Genomic DNA, 17,105 nt, shown 5'->3' on the forward strand with positions numbered 1-17,105 from the left:
AGGAGCGTCATCATGCGCACCCGTACCGTCCTGCTCGCGCTGCTGTGCACCGGCGCGCTCGTCAGCTCCACCGCGTGCAGCGTGGAGAAGCCGTCCGACAGCGGCGACGCCGCGGCCGCGAACTGCGGCGCCGGCAAGGATTTCCTCATCGGCATGTCGCAGGCCAACAACGCCGAGCCCTACCGGCAGGTCATGAACAACGACGTGCAGACGGCGGCGAAGTCCGTCCCCGGGTTCAGCGTGGTGGTCTCCGACGCGGCGCAGGACAACAGCAAGCAGGTCGCCGACGTGGAGAACTTCCTCACCCAGAAGATCGACCTGCTGATCATCTCGCCGAACGAGGCCAAGCCGCTGACCGCGGTGGTGCGCAAGGCGTACGACCGGGGCGTCCCGGTGATCGTGCTCGACCGCAAGGTGGAGGGCGAGGCGTACACGGCCTTCATCGGCGGGGACAACGTCGCCATCGGCAGGGCCGCCGGCGAGTTCTACGCCAGGACGCTGCTGCCCGCCGGCGGCAAGGTCATCGAGATCGCCGGGCTGCCCGGCTCCACGCCGGCGGCCGAACGCGCCCAGGGCTTCCGGGAGGGCATCGCGGGCAACCCGAAGATCGAGGTCGTCGCCTCCCAGCCCGGGGACTGGCTGCGGGAGAAGGGCCAGTCGGTGGCCGACGCGCTGCTCAAGGCGCACCCGGACGCCGCCGCCGTCTACGCCCACAACGACCCGATGGCCGAGGGCGCGTACCTGGCCGCGAAGGCGGCCGGGTTGCACACGAAGGTGAAGTTCACCGGCATCGACGCGCTGCCGGTGCCGTCGGGCGGCATCAAGGCCGTCGAGCAGGGCCGGCTCGCGGCGACCTTCCAGTACGCCACGGGCGGCCGGGAGGCCGTCGACCTCGCCCGCCGGATCCTGGTCGACTGCGACAAGGACGTCCCGCGTGCCACCACCCTCGACACGATGCAGATCACCAGGGAGAACGCCGCCGAGACGTACGCGAAGCTCGGTGGCGTCGCCTGACCGCCGAGCCGGCACGGGCCCACGGGCCACGACCCGGACCTGGAAGATCGGGGGAGACCTGGCATGACGGTGGCCGCGGTGCTCGGAGTCGACATCGGCACGTCCAGCAGCAAGGGCGTCCTGGTCGACCTGTCCGGGTGCGTGCTGCGCTCCGCGGTGCGGGAGCACCGGGTGGACCGGCCGCGACCCGGCTGGGTGGAGATGGACGGCCGCATCTGGTGGAACGAGTTCGTCGCCCTCACCCGTGAGCTGCTCGCCCCCGGCGACGCCCACGTGGTGTCGGTCGGGGTCAGCGGCATGGGGCCGTGCGTGCTGCTCACCGACGCCGCCGGCACACCCCTGCGGCCGGCCATCCTCTACGGCGTCGACACCCGCTCCACGCCGCAGATCGCCCGGCTCACCGAGCGCTTCGGAGCGGACGAGATCCTGCGCCGGTGCGGCTCGACGCTGTCGACCCAGGCGGCGGGGGCGAAGGTCGCCTGGGTCGCCGACGCCGAGCCGGAGCTGTTCTCCCGGGCCCGGCGGCTGTTCATGCCGAGCTCCTGGCTGGTCTTCCGGCTGACCGGCCGGTACCTGCTCGACCAGCACTCGGCCAGCCAGTGCACGCCGCTGTACGACAGCGCGGCGCAGGACTGGTACCGCCCCTGGGCCGACGAGATCGCCCCGGGGCTGGAGCTGCCCGAGCTGCGGTGGCCCGGCGACGTGGCCGGCACGGTCACCGCCGGGGCCGCCGCGGCCACCGGGCTGCCGGCCGGCACCCCGGTCGTGACCGGGACGATCGACGCCTGGTCGGAGGCGGTCAGCGTGGGCGCCCAGGGCGTCGGCGACCTGATGCTCATGTACGGCACCACGATGTTCCTCGTGCACACGGTGCCGCACCGGCTGACCAGCCCGTCGCTGTGGGGCACGGTCGGCGCGCTGCCGGGCACCCGCAACCTGGCCGGCGGCATGGCGACCTCCGGGGCGATCACCGGATGGCTGCGGGAGCTGTTCGACGCCGCCGACTACCCCGAGCTGCTGCGCCTGGCCGAGCTGTCCGGGCCGGGCGCGCGGGGGCTGCTCATGCTGCCGTTCTTCGCCGGCGAGCGGACCCCCATCCTCGATCCCGACGCCCGGGGCGTGATCGCCGGCCTGACGCTCTCGCACGGGCGCGGCGACATCTACCGCGCGGCGCTGGAGGCGACCGGGCTGGCGGTGCGCCACAACATCGAGACGATCGAGGCGGCCGGCGGCGACATCCGGCGCGTCGTGGCGGTGGGCGGCGGCACCCGGGGCAGCCTCTGGACGCAGATCGTCTCGGACGTCACCGGCCGGGCGCAGCACATCCCGTCGGTCACCATCGGCGCGAGCTACGGCGCCGCGTTCCTCGCCGCCGGCGCCGTGCGGCGGGTCGACATCCACCGGTGGAACCCGGTCCGGGAGGTCCGCGAGCCGCGCCCGGCCCTCGCCGCCGACTACGCGGAGCTGTACGGGCTGTACCGGCAGCTGTACGCCGGCTCGAAATCCGTCGCCCACGCGTTGGCCGCCCGGCAGACGCGCCTCGCGACCCCGCCCCAGCCAGGTACCGACGAGCCAGTGGAGGAAGTCAACCCGTGAGCAACTACACCATGCCGGTGCTGGTCGATCCGCCGGCCGCCGCCCCCCGGACGGTCTACACGGTCGCCAGCGGCGACCTTCGCCCGGCCGCGAACGTCACCGGTTGGCCGACCCAGCAACGCCTGGAGGCGGACCTCGCCGACGCGGTCACCGCCCTGGGCTGGCAGACCCTGCGGGCCCATCCGGTGGACGCCGACGCGGGCCACGGCTTCATCGACAGCCAGCGCGCCGGCATCGAGATCTTTCAACAAATTCCGGTCGACGCCCCGCTCGTCGTCGTGGAGGCGGTGTGGCAGTACAGCCACCACGTGCTGGCCGGGCTGCGCGCCCACCGCGGCCCGATCCTGCTCGTGGCGAACTGGAGCGGCGAGTTTCCCGGCCTGGTCGGCCTGCTGAACCTCGCCGGCAGCCTCACCAAGGCGGGCGTGCGGTACTCGGCGCTGTGGAGCGAGGACTTCACCGACGAGTGGGCGCGCGACGGGCTGAAGGCCTGGCTGGAGACCGGCGAGGTGGTCCACGACGAGAGCCACGTGCGGGACCTGCCGCCGCTGCCGTCCGATGCCGAGGTCGAACTCGGCGTGGCGCTGGCCCGCCAGCTGCGGCGCCGACCGGCCGTCATCGGCGTCTTCGACGAGGGCTGCATGGGCATGTACAACGCGATCATCGACGACGAACTGCTCAACCCGCTCGGCATCTACAAGGAACGGCTGTCGCAGAGCGCGCTGGTCGCGGAGATGTCGCGGGTGCCCGACGAGGAGGCGCACGCGGTGCGGGCCTGGCTCGACGCCGCCGGGATGACCTTCCACACCGGCACGGACGAGGCCACCGAACTGACCGACGCCCAACTGCTCAGCCAGTTCAAGATGTACGTCGCCGCGCTGCGCATCGCCGACGACTTCGGCCTGGACGCCGTCGGCATCCAGTACCAGCAGGGGCTCAAGGACACCGTCCCGGCGAGCGACCTGGCCGAGGGGCTGCTCAACGACGTGACCCGGCCGCCGGTGACCAGCCGGGACGGCTCGCGCGAGCTGTACGCGGGGCGGGCCCTGCCGCACTTCAACGAGGTCGACGAGGGCGTCGCGGTGGACTCGCTGGTCACCAACCGGATCTGGACCGCGATGGGGATGGACCCGGCCACCACCCTGCACGACATCCGCTGGGGCGAGTCGTACGGGACGGACTTCGTCTGGGTGTTCGAGATCTCCGGCTCGGTCCCCGCGTCCCACAACGGCGGCTACGACCGGTCGTACAGCATGCGGCAGCCGCCGATGTACTTCCCGCTGGGCGGGGGCACCCTGAGCGGTGTCTCCCGGCCGGGCGAGATCGTCTGGTCGCGGATCTTCATCATGGACGGGGTGCTGCACGCCGACCTGGGCCGGGGCACCGTGGTCGAGCTGCCGGCGGCCGAGACGCGGCGTCGGCTCCAGGCCACCACCCCGCAGTGGCCGATCATGCACGCCGTGCTGCACGGCGTGGGCCGCGACCAGCTGATGGCCCGGCACAAGGCCAACCACGTCAACGTGGTCTACGCCGACGACGCCGACGACGCCGACCGCGCCCTGCGGGTCAAGGCAGCGATGCTCGACGCGATGGGTGTGCGGGTGCACCTGTGCGGCGACGTGGCGCTGTGATCCCGGGCGGGCCTCCCCGACGCCGGCTCACCGGGCCCGGGCGGGCCCACCCGCGCCGTCCGCGGGCTGTCCGTTCGACCGGGGCAGGGACCGGACCGAACTCTCGCGGACCCGCAGGGTCGTGCGCAGGGTGACGGTCGAGGACGCCTTCGCGGGGTTGGCGATCCGCTCGGTGAGCAGCGACGCCGCGGCCCGCCCCAGGTCGTACGTGGGCTGCGCGACGGTGCTCAGCGAGGGCCGCACCAGGTGGGCCCAGGGGATGTCGTCGAACCCGACCACGCCGCACCGGGTGGGCACGTCGACACCCCTGTCGACCAGGCACTCCACCGCGCCCACCGTCATCAGGTTGTTGGTGACGAAGACCGCGTCCGGCGGCTCGGCGGCGTTCAGCAGGGACGCCATGGCCTGGTAGCCGCCGTCCTCCCGGAAGTCCGCGTACCGGACCAGATCCTCCGGCACGCTCCGGCCGGCCGCGCGCAGGGCCTGCTGGTATCCGCGTAGCCGCTGCACGGCGGTGGAGATCCGACGCGGTCCCGTGACGCAGGCGATCCGGCGGTAGCCGCTGTCGATCAGGTGGGCGGTGGCCGTCTCGGCGCCGTGGACGTTGTCCACCAGCACGGTGTCCACGGCCACCCCGTGGGGCTGCCGGTCGATGGCCACGACCGGCATCCCGGCCTCGGTGAGCCGGTTGATCAGGGCCGGTCGCCCCGACGGCGAGATGATCACGCCGGCCATCCGTTCGGCCAGGGCCGCCGTCACGTACCGGGTCTCCTTCTCGGGGTCCTCGTCGCCGTTGCAGAGGACCACGGAGAAGCCCGCCTCCTGCGCCACGTCCTCGATGCCGCGCACCAGCGAGGTGAAGAACGGGTTGCCGATGTCGGAGATGATCACCGCCCAGAGGCTGGTGCGTTGCCGGCGCAGGCTGCGGGCCACCGCGTTGGGCCGGTAGTCCAGGTCGAGCATCACCTGGCGGACCCGCGCGGCCAGGTCCGGATCCACCGACGAGTGCCCGTTGAGCACCCGGGACACCGTCGACGCCGAGACCTCGGCCACCCGCGCCACGTCATAGATGGTCGTCATGCGGTCGTCCCCTGTCGATGTCTCGCGTCCTTGTCCCGCACCGGACCCCCGGCTGCGACCGCGCGGGCACCACCGTCCGTTGCGGCCCGCCGCCCGAGAGTGGTCGGCCCTGAGATCCTATATGGCAGGGAATCGATTTCTCTTGGGCGTCCTGGCTCGCGTCGGAGGGGGCGGCCGTCGTCCACCTGTCGGCACGGCGCCCCGCACGGCCGACCCGGCGGCACGCGCACCGACCGCCCGTCCGGCCACCGGGCGGCGGGGAGCCACCCGGTGACCGGACTGGGCGAAGCGGTGCCGCCGACGTCGGCCGGCGGTGCCGGCGTCAGCCGCAGGAGGCGTCGCGGCAGGTCACCTCTACCTCGTAGAGCCGGGCCTGTCTGTCCCGGCTGGCGAGGACGTCGAGGCGGACCGCGGTCGCGCGGACCGGCGCGAAGGTGTGCGTGGTGACCCGGGTCGTGTTTCCGGTGACCTCGCCGAGCACCTGCCAGGCGCCGCCGACCAGCCCGGAGATCCGGTACGAGGTCAGCTCGTACCCGCCGTACTGGTGCAGCCGCACGGTGTCGACCAGCTCCGCACCGGCGAACTCGACCCGCAGCCAGTGGCTGTCGGCCGGCTCGGTGATCCAGCGGCTGCCGGAGCTGACCCGGTTGCCGTCGATCACGTGCGAGGGCACGTACTGCCGCCACCAGCCCGACGCGGTGGCCTCGGCGCCCTCGGCGGCCAGCGCCACGTTGCGCCACACCGCACCGACGGTCGTGGTGGCGCTCGCGGCGAACTGGCGGGGCTGGTCCGGCCGCGTCCCGTGCGGGGCGTCGACCGTGACGGTGGCGCTCTGCTCCGCCGCGAGCCCGCGGACCCCCACGGTCAACGGGACCTCCACCACCGCGAACGGCGCGAGCCGCACCTCGGTCGGCGCCGGGGCGACCCACCCCTCGGGGACGACGGCGCCGAGCTGGGCCGTCACCGGTGTGCCGACGTCGTTGCGCAGCACCGCGGCGATCCGGGTGTCCACGTCCGAGTCCGGCCGGACCGTGGTCCGCAGCGGCAGGGCCGAGACGGTGAGCAGCGCACCGCGATCGGCCGGGGCCGTGCTCAGTGCGAGCGTGGGGAAGGCCTCCAGCTCCTGGTAGCGCGACCAGGCCAGCGTCATCTGCCAGGACTCCAGCCGGTGCACGACCGCGGTCACCTCGTGCCGGCCGTCGTTGCCGGCGCGGACCGGGGTGCCGGCGAACTCGTCGGCGAAGAGCTGGTCGGCCAGCGCTCTGGTCCGCTGCACCGCGAGCTGGTTGGCGCCCTCGAACACCTTCGTCATGTACTGCGGATCGTCGCCGTTGTCCCGGGCGTACGCCTGGACCTGGCTGAGCACCTGGTTGCGGTAGACGTCGGTGTGGGCCAGCTCCTGCAGCGTCAACTCGACGTGCGCGGTGGCGGCACGCAGCAGGATGGCCTGGCGCGCCTCCTGGAAGGGGATCCCCTTCGTCTGGCCCGGGAAGCCCGGCAGGCGTCCGGTCCGGCTCGCCTGCAACAGCGCCGCGCGGACCACCGACTGGGAGATCGACAGACCGATGTTCCAGCCGGACCACCCGGCCAGTTCCCCGAAGCGGACCCGGGGGGCGAGCAGCGTACGTAGCTCGCCGTCCACCTTTCCGGCCAGCGCGTCGTCACCGACCGCGACGAGCCGGCCCCGGGCCACCGCGTCGTGGATCCGGTCGGCGAAGGGTTCCAGGTCTCCGCCGCCGGCGGTGTTCGCCATCAGCAGGATGTCGGCGTCGGGACCGTCCGAGCGTCGGGCGCCGAGGGTACGCACGTACTCGTCGACCAGGGTGGCGTAGGGGACGTCCTGGTAGGGCGCCACCCACTTCTCGCCCGGGGTGCGGGACCACTCGACGTCGACCGTCGGGGCGGCGCCGAGCCGTTCGGTGACATGCTTGGCCACCAGCAGCGCGCCGAGGATGTCCGCGCCCGGATAGATCCTGACCCGGTCCTCGACCCCGAGCTTCGCCGCGAGCGCCGCCAGGGCCGCCTTCTCCAGGCGGTGCGGGCCGTGCTCGGTGGCGTCGTCCTGGCCCAGGATCAGGTAGTCGATGGTGCCGTCGGCGACCCGCTGGACCATGTCCCGGTTGATCTGGTGGTCCCGGGCCCGGGCGCAGAGGAAGTCCGCCTTGATCTCCTCGGGGATCTCGCTGGCGACCTGCTCGTACTCGGCCCGGCGCTCCTCCTGGCCGAGGTTCTCCACCTGGTCCATAAGGACGGCCCAGCGCCGGATCGGGCCGGAGTGGACGCCCGGGTAGCTGCTGGTCGGCTCAATGGTGAGGCGCATGATCACGTCGAACGCGTACAGGGGCTTGTCGGGGTTGCTCCGCTTCACCTCGTCGAGCACGGAGAGCCGCCGCCGGGCGTCGGCCAGGCTGGTCTGGCAGGTCCGGGAGGCGACCAGGCCGCCGTAGGCGAGCATCGGGGCTGCGACGACCGAGCCGTCCGCGTCGGCGGCGACCTTGCGCCACCAGGCGCCGACCGCATCGGCCTGACCGTAGGTGAAGTACTCGCCGAGCAGGTCCTTCGGGGGTGTCAGCGCCTCGTGCCCGCCGGCCTCGGCGACCGCCACCGGCGTGTGCGCGGTGAACGGCCGGTCGTCCAGCGGTACGACGGCGAGCCGGCCCAGGTTGGCCGGCGCCGCGGCGGCCGCGGCCGGGGAGCCCGGTGGGGCGACCGCGAGGGTGAGGGTCACCGCGGTCGTTGTGATCATGCTGAGGGCGCGGGATGTCAGTCGTCTGTCGCGACGCATCGGTTCACTTTCGTCGTGGTGGTGGTGCACGGGGTCATCGGACGGCGCTCGGTGGCGCGGTCACCGGGTGCCGGCGTATCCGACCGCCTTGAGGATGCCGAGGCCGTTGTGGGCGACGGGGAGGGTGCCCCGGGTGCCCTTGCACAACTGTTCGGTGGTGTCACCGTCACCGTCGAGGTCGTCGGCGTCCCGGGCGGGCAGGAACATCGCGGCCAGCGAACGGTCGAGCAGGGCGTAGAGGGCGTCCTGACGGTCCGCCTGCTGCAACCGTTGGTAACCCGCGGCGAACTTGGCTGGCACCACCTGTCTGCGCAGCTCGGCGAGGATGCCGAAGCCGACGATGTCGTAGTACTTCGCCTCGGCGTTCTCGTTGGGCGGGGTGAGGCGGAAGAAGCCGCCGAAGGACAGGTGCGGGTCGTAGTCCCGCGCGTCACCCGACGGCGTCGGACCCTGGTTGTCCGGTGGGTAGTACGGGTCCACGGCGCCGGCTGCGGTGTCGTCGACGCAGTCGAGCGGGTCGCTGGCCGAGGCGGTGTGCCAGCCCGGGAGGCTGGTGTACGTGGTGTAGAGGCTCGTCACGGCGGCAGCCGCGGCACTGGCGCCGTGGAGCTGGCGTTCGTGGTCGTAGAGCCCGGCCAGCCCGTACTCGATCATGTCGGTGCCCAGGGTCCCGCCCGCGATCTGGCCGCCGCTGTAGGCGCAGGAGCCCTTGCGGTGCCACCGGTTGTCACGGCAGTCCGCGCTGTACGCGCTCTGCGCGACCACCCGGTTCTGGCTGGTGGTGGGGGAGTCGAAGTCGAAGGTGTACCAGTCCGCGCCGAGTTGGAGTCCCGTGCCGAGGAACTGCCGGGCGGTGGCGGCCGACTGGCCGTACCGGTCGTCGGGCGGCGCCACGGCCGTCTCCAGCCGTTGCAGGAACGCGATCGCGGTGAGGTTCCAGGTGGACATCGTCGAATAGAGGTTGCTCCAGCTGGAGATCTGGTCGACGTAGCCGCCCGGCGGGGTGGTGGGCTGGCCGAGCCCGTCGACGAACGGATGCACGCCGTAGGCCTGGTAGTAGGCGCGCGGGTCCTGCATCCGCAGCAGGAACTCGCCGATGCCGGTGGCGGCGTCGAGGTAGGCGGCGGCGCCGGTCGCCTCGTGGGCGGCCAGCAGCGCCTCTCCGCAGGCCGCGTTGCCGAACGAGGTGAAGTAGCGGATCTGGCCGTCCGGGGTGCTCGCCACCGCGTCGTCGAAGATCTTCGGCGCGTTCGGGTCCTTGGGCAGCCGGTGGGCGAGCACCGCGCCGGCGAACTCGTCGACCAGCCCGGTCTCCACGCTCGACAGCGACCGCTGCTCGTACGCCGCCCGTTGGTCCAGATAGACCGAGATGAACTGCAGCGAGGTGCAGGCGGCGGTGCTCTGCCGCGGTCCGCCGATGGTGCACGGACTCGCCGTGGTGCACGCCCGGCCGGCTACCACGAGTTGGTCGCCGTGGACGTGTTCGACGTCCCGGCGCAACCCGTTGCGGACCCCGTCGTACGACGCCACGAGCCAGTCGAAGTAGCTGTCGACGAGGGGGACGGCAGCGGAGGCGGCGGCCGGCGCGGTCGGGACCGGCAGCGCGACGCCGACGACGAGCGCGGCCAGCAGCGCGGCCGCCCGCGCCCTCACCGTGGCCCCCCGTCCGGGGTCAGGACGATCCGGGGCTCGGCGGCGATCTCGCCGGTGCGGTTCCACGGCAGGTGGAGGTGCCAGGCGTCGAGCCGGTCCACGCGGGCCGTCACCGGCGCCCGTCCGTCGCTGCCCAGGGCGAGCGTGGCCCCGGCGAACTCGTCGGCGAAGAGCTTCTGCGCGTGCGGGGTGGTGTTGTCGACCGCGTACGCGTTGATCTCGGGGAAGTGGGTCGCGATGTTCTGCGGGTCCGGCTCGCCCAACGCGGACGCGTAGGCGGTGGTGGCCGCGCGGACGTCGTTGCGGTACGAATCGGTCTGCACCAGTTCCGAGACGGACAGTTCGATGCTGGCTCGGGCCGCGTCGTGCAGGAGGGCCCGCCGGGCGGCCAGGACCGGCTCGCCGGGGGCGCCGGGGACACCGGGCGGCAGGTCACCGCGGACCGAGCGCTGCCGCAGCGCCCAGCGGGACGTCGCCTGGGCAAGGCTGATCCCGACGTTCCAGCCGGAGTAGCCGGCCAGCTCGACGTACCGGATCCGGCCGTTGAGCAGGGACAGCAGACGCCGGTCGGAGTGCCCGGCGATCGCGTCGTCGCCCAGGGCCACGGGGCGTCCGGCCCGCACGTGGGCGACCAGGCGGTCGGCGAACGGCGCCACCGACGCGGAACTGCCACCCGTGTTGGCCATCAGGACCAGGTCGGCGCGCTCCGGCCGGTCCACGACCGTGCCACCGAGGATGTCGACGTAGCCCTGGATGAGCCGGGCGTACGGGATGTTCTGGTAGGGGGCGGTCCAGGTCTCGCCCGTCGCTCGGGAGTACTCGACGCTCACCCGGGGGCGCACGTCGGCGTCCCGGACGGCGATCTTGGCGATGAGCAGGGCGGCCACCACGTCGGCACCCGGGTAGATCACCACCCGGTCCCCGACGCCCAGCTCGGCGATGCGGGCGGCGAGCGCCTGGGACTCGGGTCGGTGCAAGCCGTGGCCGGTCGCGTCGTCCTGGCCCACCACGAGGAAGTCGAAGATCCCTTCGGCCGCCCATTCGATCATCGTCAGGTTGAGCCGGTGGTTGCGCGCCCGGGTGGCCAGGTAGTCGTCGCGCACGTCGGCCGGGATCTGGGACTCCAACGCGTCGAGTTGCGGGCGCTTCTCCACCATGGCGAGGTTGTCGACCTCGTCCTTCACCGTGGCCCACGCCCGCAGCTCGTTGCGCCACGGCCCCTCGGGGGTGAGCCGCATGATGGTGTCGAAGGCGTAGAGCCGCCGGTGCGGGCGTCGCCGCCGGACGGCCCGTACCGCCGCAAGCCGGGCGAACGCCTCGGCCTCCGGTACCGAGCTGTTGCGGGAGTTGAGCAGTCCACCGTAGGCGAGCATCGGTAGGGCGACGACCAGCGCGTCGGCCTGGGTGGTGGACGAGGTCAGCCACCGGCCGACGGCGCGGCCGTCGCCGGGGGTGAAGTGCCGACCCAGGGTCTCCCGGGGCGGTAGCACGGTGTCGTAGCCGGCGCCGGTGGCGATCTGTTGCGGGGCGTACCAGGTGTAGGGCCGGTCGTCGAGCGGGACCAGGGCGATCCGGCCGAGCCGTGGGGTCTTCGGCCGGGCGTGCGCCGGGGATCCGAGGGCGGCGAGGCCGGTGAGGCCGGCGCCGGCGAGGCCGGCTGTCCGGAGAAGGCCGCGGCGGGACAGGGCGTGATCAGGCATGTCGGCTCCTTGCGTTGCCGGGGGATGCGCTGAGTCTTGGATCAACAAGAACCCCGGGTCAAGACCGCCGGAGCCCGTAATACGTATTACTCTCGCTGGTCGCCCTTGACACCGGTTCTGCGGGCCGGGCAGCATCCACGGCGACAATCCTCGATACGCGACGCTTCAGAAGGTGGCCGATATCCGTGTCCGCAGGGCGGGGCAGGCTGACGCAGCACGAGATCGCGCGGATGGCCGGGGTCAGCCAGACGACCGTGTCACTCGTGCTCAACGACCGGTGTGAGGCGGCCTGGCGGATCGCCCCGGAGACCCGGGAACGGGTGCTGCGCGTCATCCGCGAGACGGGTTACGTCGCCGACCCGCTCGCCCGGCGGCTGCTGCGACAGCACAACCAGATCCTGGGAGTGTTCACCTACGAGTCGGTGTTCCCGAGCACCAGCGCGAACTTCTACCACCCGTTCCTGTCCGGCATCGAGGCGTGCGCGGAGAGCATCGGGTGCGACCTGCTGCTGTTCACCAGCGCCCCCGTGAGCGGCGGCAGCCGGCGGATCTTCCACGACAACAACCGCATCCGGCTCGCCGACGGATGCGTACTGCTCGGTCGGGAGATTCCCCGCGACGAGCTGGCCCGGATGGTCGCCGGCGACATGCCCTTCGTGTCCGTCGGTCGACGCGACGACGCCCACCTACCCTCCGGTGAGGGCGGTCCGGTGCCCTATGTCGGCGCGGACTACGCCCAGGCCACCGCCGCCCTCGTCCGCCGCGCCGTCGACCTTGGACACCGGGTGCTGGCGTACGTCGGCGTCGGTGCGGGCGCCGAGTCGGCCACCGACCGGCTCGCCGGCTTCACCGCCGCGGTCCGGGAGACCGGAGTGGACGGTCGACACGATCCGGTCGGCGGCAGGACCTCGGCGGAACTGCTCGACGCACTGCGCCCGACCGGGGTCACCGCCGTCTTCTGCGAGGAACTGGTCGAGGCGGCGGCGGTGGCCGAGGCGGCGCGGGCCCGAGGCATGTCCGTGCCCGGTGACCTGTCCCTGGTGGCCCTCGGCGATCCCACCCGTCAGGCCGAGACCGACCTCGACTTCGCTGGCTTCCACATCGCCCGCAGGGAGATGGGCTGGCAGGCCATCGAGGTGCTCGACGACATCCTGCACGGCCGGAGCAGCGAGCACCAGCGCCTGCTGCCCTGCGAGCTGGTCGAGGGTGAGACCCTCGGTCCCCCGAGCCCGGCGACCGGTCGTCCCTGAGCACCGCAGGGCGCGGGGGAGAAGCGGGGCAAGTGACGCCGGGCGGCGCGGACGACGACACCGCCCGGACCACGTCGACCGGGAGACGGTGGGTCAGGCCCGGGTGATCCTGACCGCGTCGGCGACCACGTAGCCGCTGCCGCTGGTCCAGCGGCTCACCCCGACCTTGTTGGCGTCGCCGGCCGCGAGCGTGAACACGCCGATCGACACCCAGCGGCCGCCGTTGACGCGCTGGTCGACCGTCACCGACTGGTTGCCCGAGGCGGTGGCGACGAGGTACGGCGTCTGGCTGTTGTATCCGGGGTCGGCGGGGTACCAGACCGAGATCTCGTAGCTCCCCGTCGCCGGGATGTTCGCCCGGTACCAGGCGACGTCGCTGGCCGACGTCGGGTTCGCGTACCGGTAGTCCGTGCCGTACCGGCTGCCGGAGTACGACGACGTGCTCCAGTTGGCGCTCGCCGTGAACCGGCCGGAGGTGGTGTTGTCGATCGTGGTGCTCCACTGCTGCGGTGGCGGCTGCTGGGACGTGCTCACGTCCAGGTAGTTGCGGTCGATCTTCATCGTCACGCCGCCCCAGGTCTCCGTCACGTCCCCGGCGTACTGGTGCAGCCGCTGGTGGTTCGCGTAGTACGCGTCCGAGCAGTAGGCGCCGGCGTCGGTGTCGGCCACGCCGTTCCACCAGGCGATCCAGATCTGGTCCAGCCTGGTGTAGCTCGGGTTGTGGTACTCCTGGCAGACGTCCCTGATGCCGGAGGATCCGCTGGAGTACATGCCGGCCAGGTAGCCCCGGGTGTGCAGCTGCTCGACCCACCCGGACAGGAACGACAGCACCGCGGCACGGCACGCCGCGGTCGTCGGGTAGTGCTCGATGTCGTTGTAGATGGTGCTGCCGGCGCCGATGCCCAGCGCCCGCGCGGCGTTGGCGGCGCTGTCGGCGGCGGTCCGGCCCTGCGAGCGCGCGGTGCCGGGATCGGCGGACATCTTCGGCGCGCGGGTGCCGCAGGGTGCCTGGTAGCCGAGCTCGATGGGGATGAGCCGCCAACCGTTGGCGGTCTGGTTGGTGACCCAGGTCGCGGTCAGGTTGGGCTGCGCGCACGTGCGGCTGGCCCCGCTGATGTAGATGCCCACCGCGCGGTACGGCGAGCTGGCGCGCCACGCGTCCATCGCCGACTGCGACGGGGCGGTGCAGGTGTCGAAGCCCTTACCGACGAAGGTGCCGGGCTGCGGACCGACGGCTGACACCGCCACGGACTGCGCCTGCGGCTGGGGGGCCGGCGCCGACTCGGCCACGGCCGCCGAGCCGAGCGCGATGGTGAGCCCCGCCGTGGTGGCGAGGCCCATCAGCCATGTGGTGGTCCTTCTCATCCCGGTCTCCCTCGAAGGTTTCCTTGCACGAGGTTGAAGTCAGTGAAGAACTTTTACACACGCATCGAAGGTTGGCAATAGTGCCGGATTGGTGAACGCGCCGTTACCAGGCGCAGGGCGCGTAGTCCTTGAGGAAGCAGCCGTACAGGTCCTCGCCCTGCTCGCCGCGGACGATCGGGTCGTAGACCCTGGCCGCGCCGTCGACCAGGTCCAGCGGGGCGTGGAAGCCGGCGTCCGCCAGCCGCATCTTCGTCGGGTGGGGCCGCTCGTCGGTGATCCAGCCGGTGTCGACGCTGGTCATCAGGATGCCGTCGGTCAGCATCTCCTGGGCGCTGGTGCGGGTCAGCATGTTCAGCGCGGCCTTGGCCATGTTGGTGTGCGGGTGCCCCGGCCCCTTGTAGCCGCGCCCGAACTGGCCCTCCATCGCCGAGACGTTCACCACGTACTTGCGGCGGGCCGTCGCCGCGGCCATCGCCGGCCGCAACCGGCTGACCAGCACGAACGGGGCCGTCACGTTGCACAGCTGCACTTCCAGCAGCTCCACCGGGTCGACCTCGTGCACCCGCTGCACCCAGCTGTTGACCGGGTCGAGGTCCGGCACCAGACCGCCGGCGTCGATGGCGGTGGCCGCCGCGATCCGTTCCGGCGAGGCGGAGCCGCTGGTCAGCGCGAGCGCGGTGAGCGCGTGCGGGGTGAGCGGGGTCGACTGCGGCGAAGCGGTCAGGCTGCCCGCCGGGTCGCCCCGGCCGGCCGGCTTGGCGAACGTGACGACCTCCGGCAGGGGGCCCTCCGGCAGGGCCGCGGCCTCCGCGGCGACGAGCTGCGCGTACGCCCCGGGGCTGCGCCGCACGGTCTGCGCCGCGTTGTTGATCAGGATGTCGAGGGGGCCCTGTTCACTGACCGAGTCGGCGAGCGCGATCACCTGGGCGGGGTCGCGCAGGTCGATCCCGACGATCCGCAGGCGGTGCAGCCAGTCCCCGCTGTCGGGCATCGCCGCGAACCGGCGTACCGCGTCGTGCGGGAACCGCGTGGTCACCGTGGTGTGCGCGCCGTCGCGCAGCAGCCGCAGCGCGATGTACATGCCGATCTTCGCCCGGCCGCCGGTGAGCAGCGCACGCCGGCCGGTCAGGTCGGTGCGGGCGTCGCGGCGCTCCCGGTTCAACGCGGCGCAGGGCGGGCAGAGCTGGTGGTAGAAGGCGTCCACCTCGCGGTAGCGCTGCTTGCAGATGTAGCAGCCGCGCGGGTTGTGCAGGAATCCGGCCGTCGTGCCCTCGGTGGGGGAGGCGAGCGGGATCCCCTGGGTCTCGTCGTCGATCCGGCCCGGCGCGCCGGTGGCGGTGGCGGCCGTCACCGCGCGATCGGCCGCCGCGATGGCGTCCCGCCGTTCCTCGCGGCGGCGCTGCTTGATCACCTTGTAGAGCCGCGCGGTGGCCCGCTGCACCCGTACCACGTCGGGGTGATCGGGAGGCAGGTCCTCCAACGCCTCGAAGACGCTGAGGCAGGTCTCCAGCTGGGTCCGGTCGATGCCGTTGTGGCCGGTTTCCGTGATGTTGTCCGCCGTCATGCCGTCGCTGTCTCGTCCCGTTTCCGTGCCGTGTCTTCCCGGCCCACGCCAAGTCCGACCCGGAACTGTACGTCACCGTACGGGTGCCGGCGCATCCCGCGCCCGCCGAGCGGCCCGGGGTCGACCCTCGGAACGCGGCCCGAGGGACGCGCGGTGGATCCGGTGGCCCGCGCGTGCGTGATCGGCGTCTCCGGGCCCCCGGCGAGGCGGGGCCGTCGCCGGCGTCCGGCGCGGCGGGACCCGGCGAGCGGTCCGCGCCTCAGCCCGGGCCGGCGTCGTCGGCCGGTCGGCCCGATCCGACCGCGTGCAGGTGCCCCAGCACCTGGCGCCACGAGCGCGTCAGGCTGGTCTCGTGGTAGGGGATTTCGTGGTCGGCGCAGAACTGGCGGACCAGTGGCCGGGCACGACGGAGGTTGGGGCGCGGCATGCTGGGGAAGAGGTGATGTTCGATCTGATAGTTCAGGCCGCCGAGCAGGGCGTCGATGAACCAGTTGCCGCGCACGTTGCGGGAGGTGAGCACCTGGCGCCGCAGGTAGTCGAGCCGGTCGTCGGCGGCGAGGATCGGCATGCCCTTGTGGTTGGGGGCGAAGGCGCTGCCGAGATAGAGGCCGAGCAGGCCCTGGTTGACGAGGATGAACGCGACGGCCTGCGCCGGGCTCAGCACGAGGATCACGGCCCCGAGGTATCCGACGGTGTGCACGGCCAGCAGCGCGGCCTCCACGGGGCGTTGCCTGATCCGACTCGGGCCGACGAGGGCCTTGACGCTGTTGGCGTGCAGGTGCAGGCCCTCCAGCAGCAGTAGCGGGAAGAACAGGTACGCCTGGTGACGGACCACCAGCGCGCCGGGCCCGCGCTGCTCCCGCGCCTGCCCACGGGTGAACGACAACGGCCGCACGACGATGTCCGGGTCGTGGCCCTCGGTGTTCGGGTGCGCGTGATGGCGGTTGTGCTTGCCGACCCACCAGCCGTAACTGAGGCCGATCAGGAGGTTGCCGTGGACCAGGCCGACCAGGTCGTTGGCGCGACGGGTGCGGAAGACCTGGCGGTGGCCGGCGTCGTGACCGATGAACCCGGCCTGCGCGAAGACCACCGCGAGGACGGCCGCGACGGCCAGTTGCCACCACGACTCGCCGAGCCAACCGAACAGCGCCCAGGTGCCGACGTAGCACCCGCCGAGGGCGCCGATGCGCAGCGCGTAGTAGCCGCGCCGCGGATCGAGGAGTCCCGCCCGCCGGATCAGGCGCGACAGTTCCGCGTACTGACTGCCACCGTGACGTCGGGTGTCGAGGGTCGCATCGCTCATGGTCGCGGCTCCGTGCACGTGGCGTTCTCGGCCTGTCGTCGTCGGACAGGCGGTCCTTCATGGCGAGTGTGGTCAGCGTCGGGGCCGACCGTGACCTGCTCCGTGGCCCGGCGGCCGCCCCGGCCGCCGCGGGGCGGGGCGGCCGTCGGCCCCGATCGGCGCGG

At 72.6% G+C, this 17,105-nt stretch carries 11 protein-coding genes; 4 read left to right on the forward strand and 7 right to left on the reverse strand.

What is annotated here, in order from left to right:
- The first annotated feature begins 12 nt into the window (after positions 1-12).
- The 3 genes from DER29_RS16960 (at position 13) to DER29_RS16970 (ending at position 4,241) form a co-directional block, all read left to right on the forward strand.
- Positions 13-1,014, forward strand: coding sequence for a substrate-binding domain-containing protein (locus tag DER29_RS16960; protein ID WP_121398206.1), 1,002 nt, complete (start codon positions 13-15; stop codon positions 1,012-1,014).
- A 63-nt stretch (positions 1,015-1,077) separates the two neighbouring features.
- A complete protein-coding gene (locus DER29_RS16965; protein WP_121398207.1) occupies positions 1,078-2,610 on the forward strand; it encodes an FGGY-family carbohydrate kinase in 1,533 nt (510 codons plus the stop codon).
- Entirely contained in the window at positions 2,607-4,241 is a 1,635-nt protein-coding gene (locus DER29_RS16970) for a fucose isomerase (protein WP_121398208.1), read from the forward strand. Before DER29_RS16965 ends, DER29_RS16970 begins: the two co-directional genes overlap by 4 nt.
- Positions 4,242-4,268: 27 nt before the next feature.
- On the opposite strand, the gene DER29_RS16975 is transcribed toward DER29_RS16970, so the two are convergent.
- The 4 genes from DER29_RS16975 to DER29_RS16990 form a co-directional block, all read right to left on the reverse strand.
- A complete protein-coding gene (locus DER29_RS16975) occupies positions 4,269-5,321 on the reverse strand; it encodes a LacI family DNA-binding transcriptional regulator (RefSeq protein ID WP_121398209.1) in 1,053 nt (350 codons plus the stop codon).
- A gap of 322 nt (positions 5,322-5,643) precedes the next feature.
- A complete protein-coding gene (locus DER29_RS16980) occupies positions 5,644-8,067 on the reverse strand; it encodes a DUF4127 family protein (protein WP_158619046.1) in 2,424 nt (807 codons plus the stop codon).
- Positions 8,068-8,166: 99 nt separating this feature from the next.
- On the reverse strand, positions 8,167-9,759 hold the full coding sequence (locus DER29_RS16985; protein ID WP_121398211.1) for a hypothetical protein: 1,593 nt from the start codon (positions 9,757-9,759) through the stop codon (positions 8,167-8,169).
- Positions 9,756-11,459, reverse strand: coding sequence for a DUF4127 family protein (locus tag DER29_RS16990; protein ID WP_158619047.1), 1,704 nt, complete (start codon positions 11,457-11,459; stop codon positions 9,756-9,758). Before DER29_RS16990 ends, DER29_RS16985 begins: the two co-directional genes overlap by 4 nt.
- 185 nt (positions 11,460-11,644) lie before the next feature.
- On the opposite strand from DER29_RS16990, the gene DER29_RS16995 reads away from it, so the two are divergent.
- Entirely contained in the window at positions 11,645-12,709 is a 1,065-nt protein-coding gene (locus DER29_RS16995; protein ID WP_233599870.1) for a LacI family DNA-binding transcriptional regulator, read from the forward strand.
- A 93-nt stretch (positions 12,710-12,802) separates the two neighbouring features.
- Here the strand turns inward: DER29_RS16995 and DER29_RS17000 are convergent, their stop codons facing one another.
- The 3 genes from DER29_RS17000 to DER29_RS17010 all read right to left on the reverse strand — a co-directional run bounded on the left by DER29_RS17000 (position 12,803) and on the right by DER29_RS17010 (position 16,941).
- The gene (locus DER29_RS17000) at positions 12,803-14,074 is read right to left on the reverse strand and encodes a glycoside hydrolase domain-containing protein (RefSeq protein WP_121398214.1); all 1,272 of its coding nucleotides are present in this window, start codon (positions 14,072-14,074) and stop codon (positions 12,803-12,805) included.
- A gap of 103 nt (positions 14,075-14,177) precedes the next feature.
- Positions 14,178-15,638: an SDR family oxidoreductase gene (locus DER29_RS17005; protein WP_121398215.1), complete on the reverse strand. Its 1,461-nt coding sequence runs from the start codon at positions 15,636-15,638 to the stop codon at positions 14,178-14,180.
- Positions 15,639-15,897: 259 nt separating this feature from the next.
- Positions 15,898-16,941 (reverse strand): acyl-CoA desaturase, encoded by a 1,044-nt coding sequence (locus DER29_RS17010; RefSeq protein ID WP_121398216.1) that lies wholly within the window; start codon positions 16,939-16,941, stop codon positions 15,898-15,900.
- Between the last annotated feature and the right edge of the window lie 164 nt (positions 16,942-17,105).

Origin of the sequence: Micromonospora sp. M71_S20 (assembly GCF_003664255.1) — a bacterium.
Taxonomy (GTDB): Bacteria; Actinomycetota; Actinomycetes; order Mycobacteriales; family Micromonosporaceae; genus Micromonospora.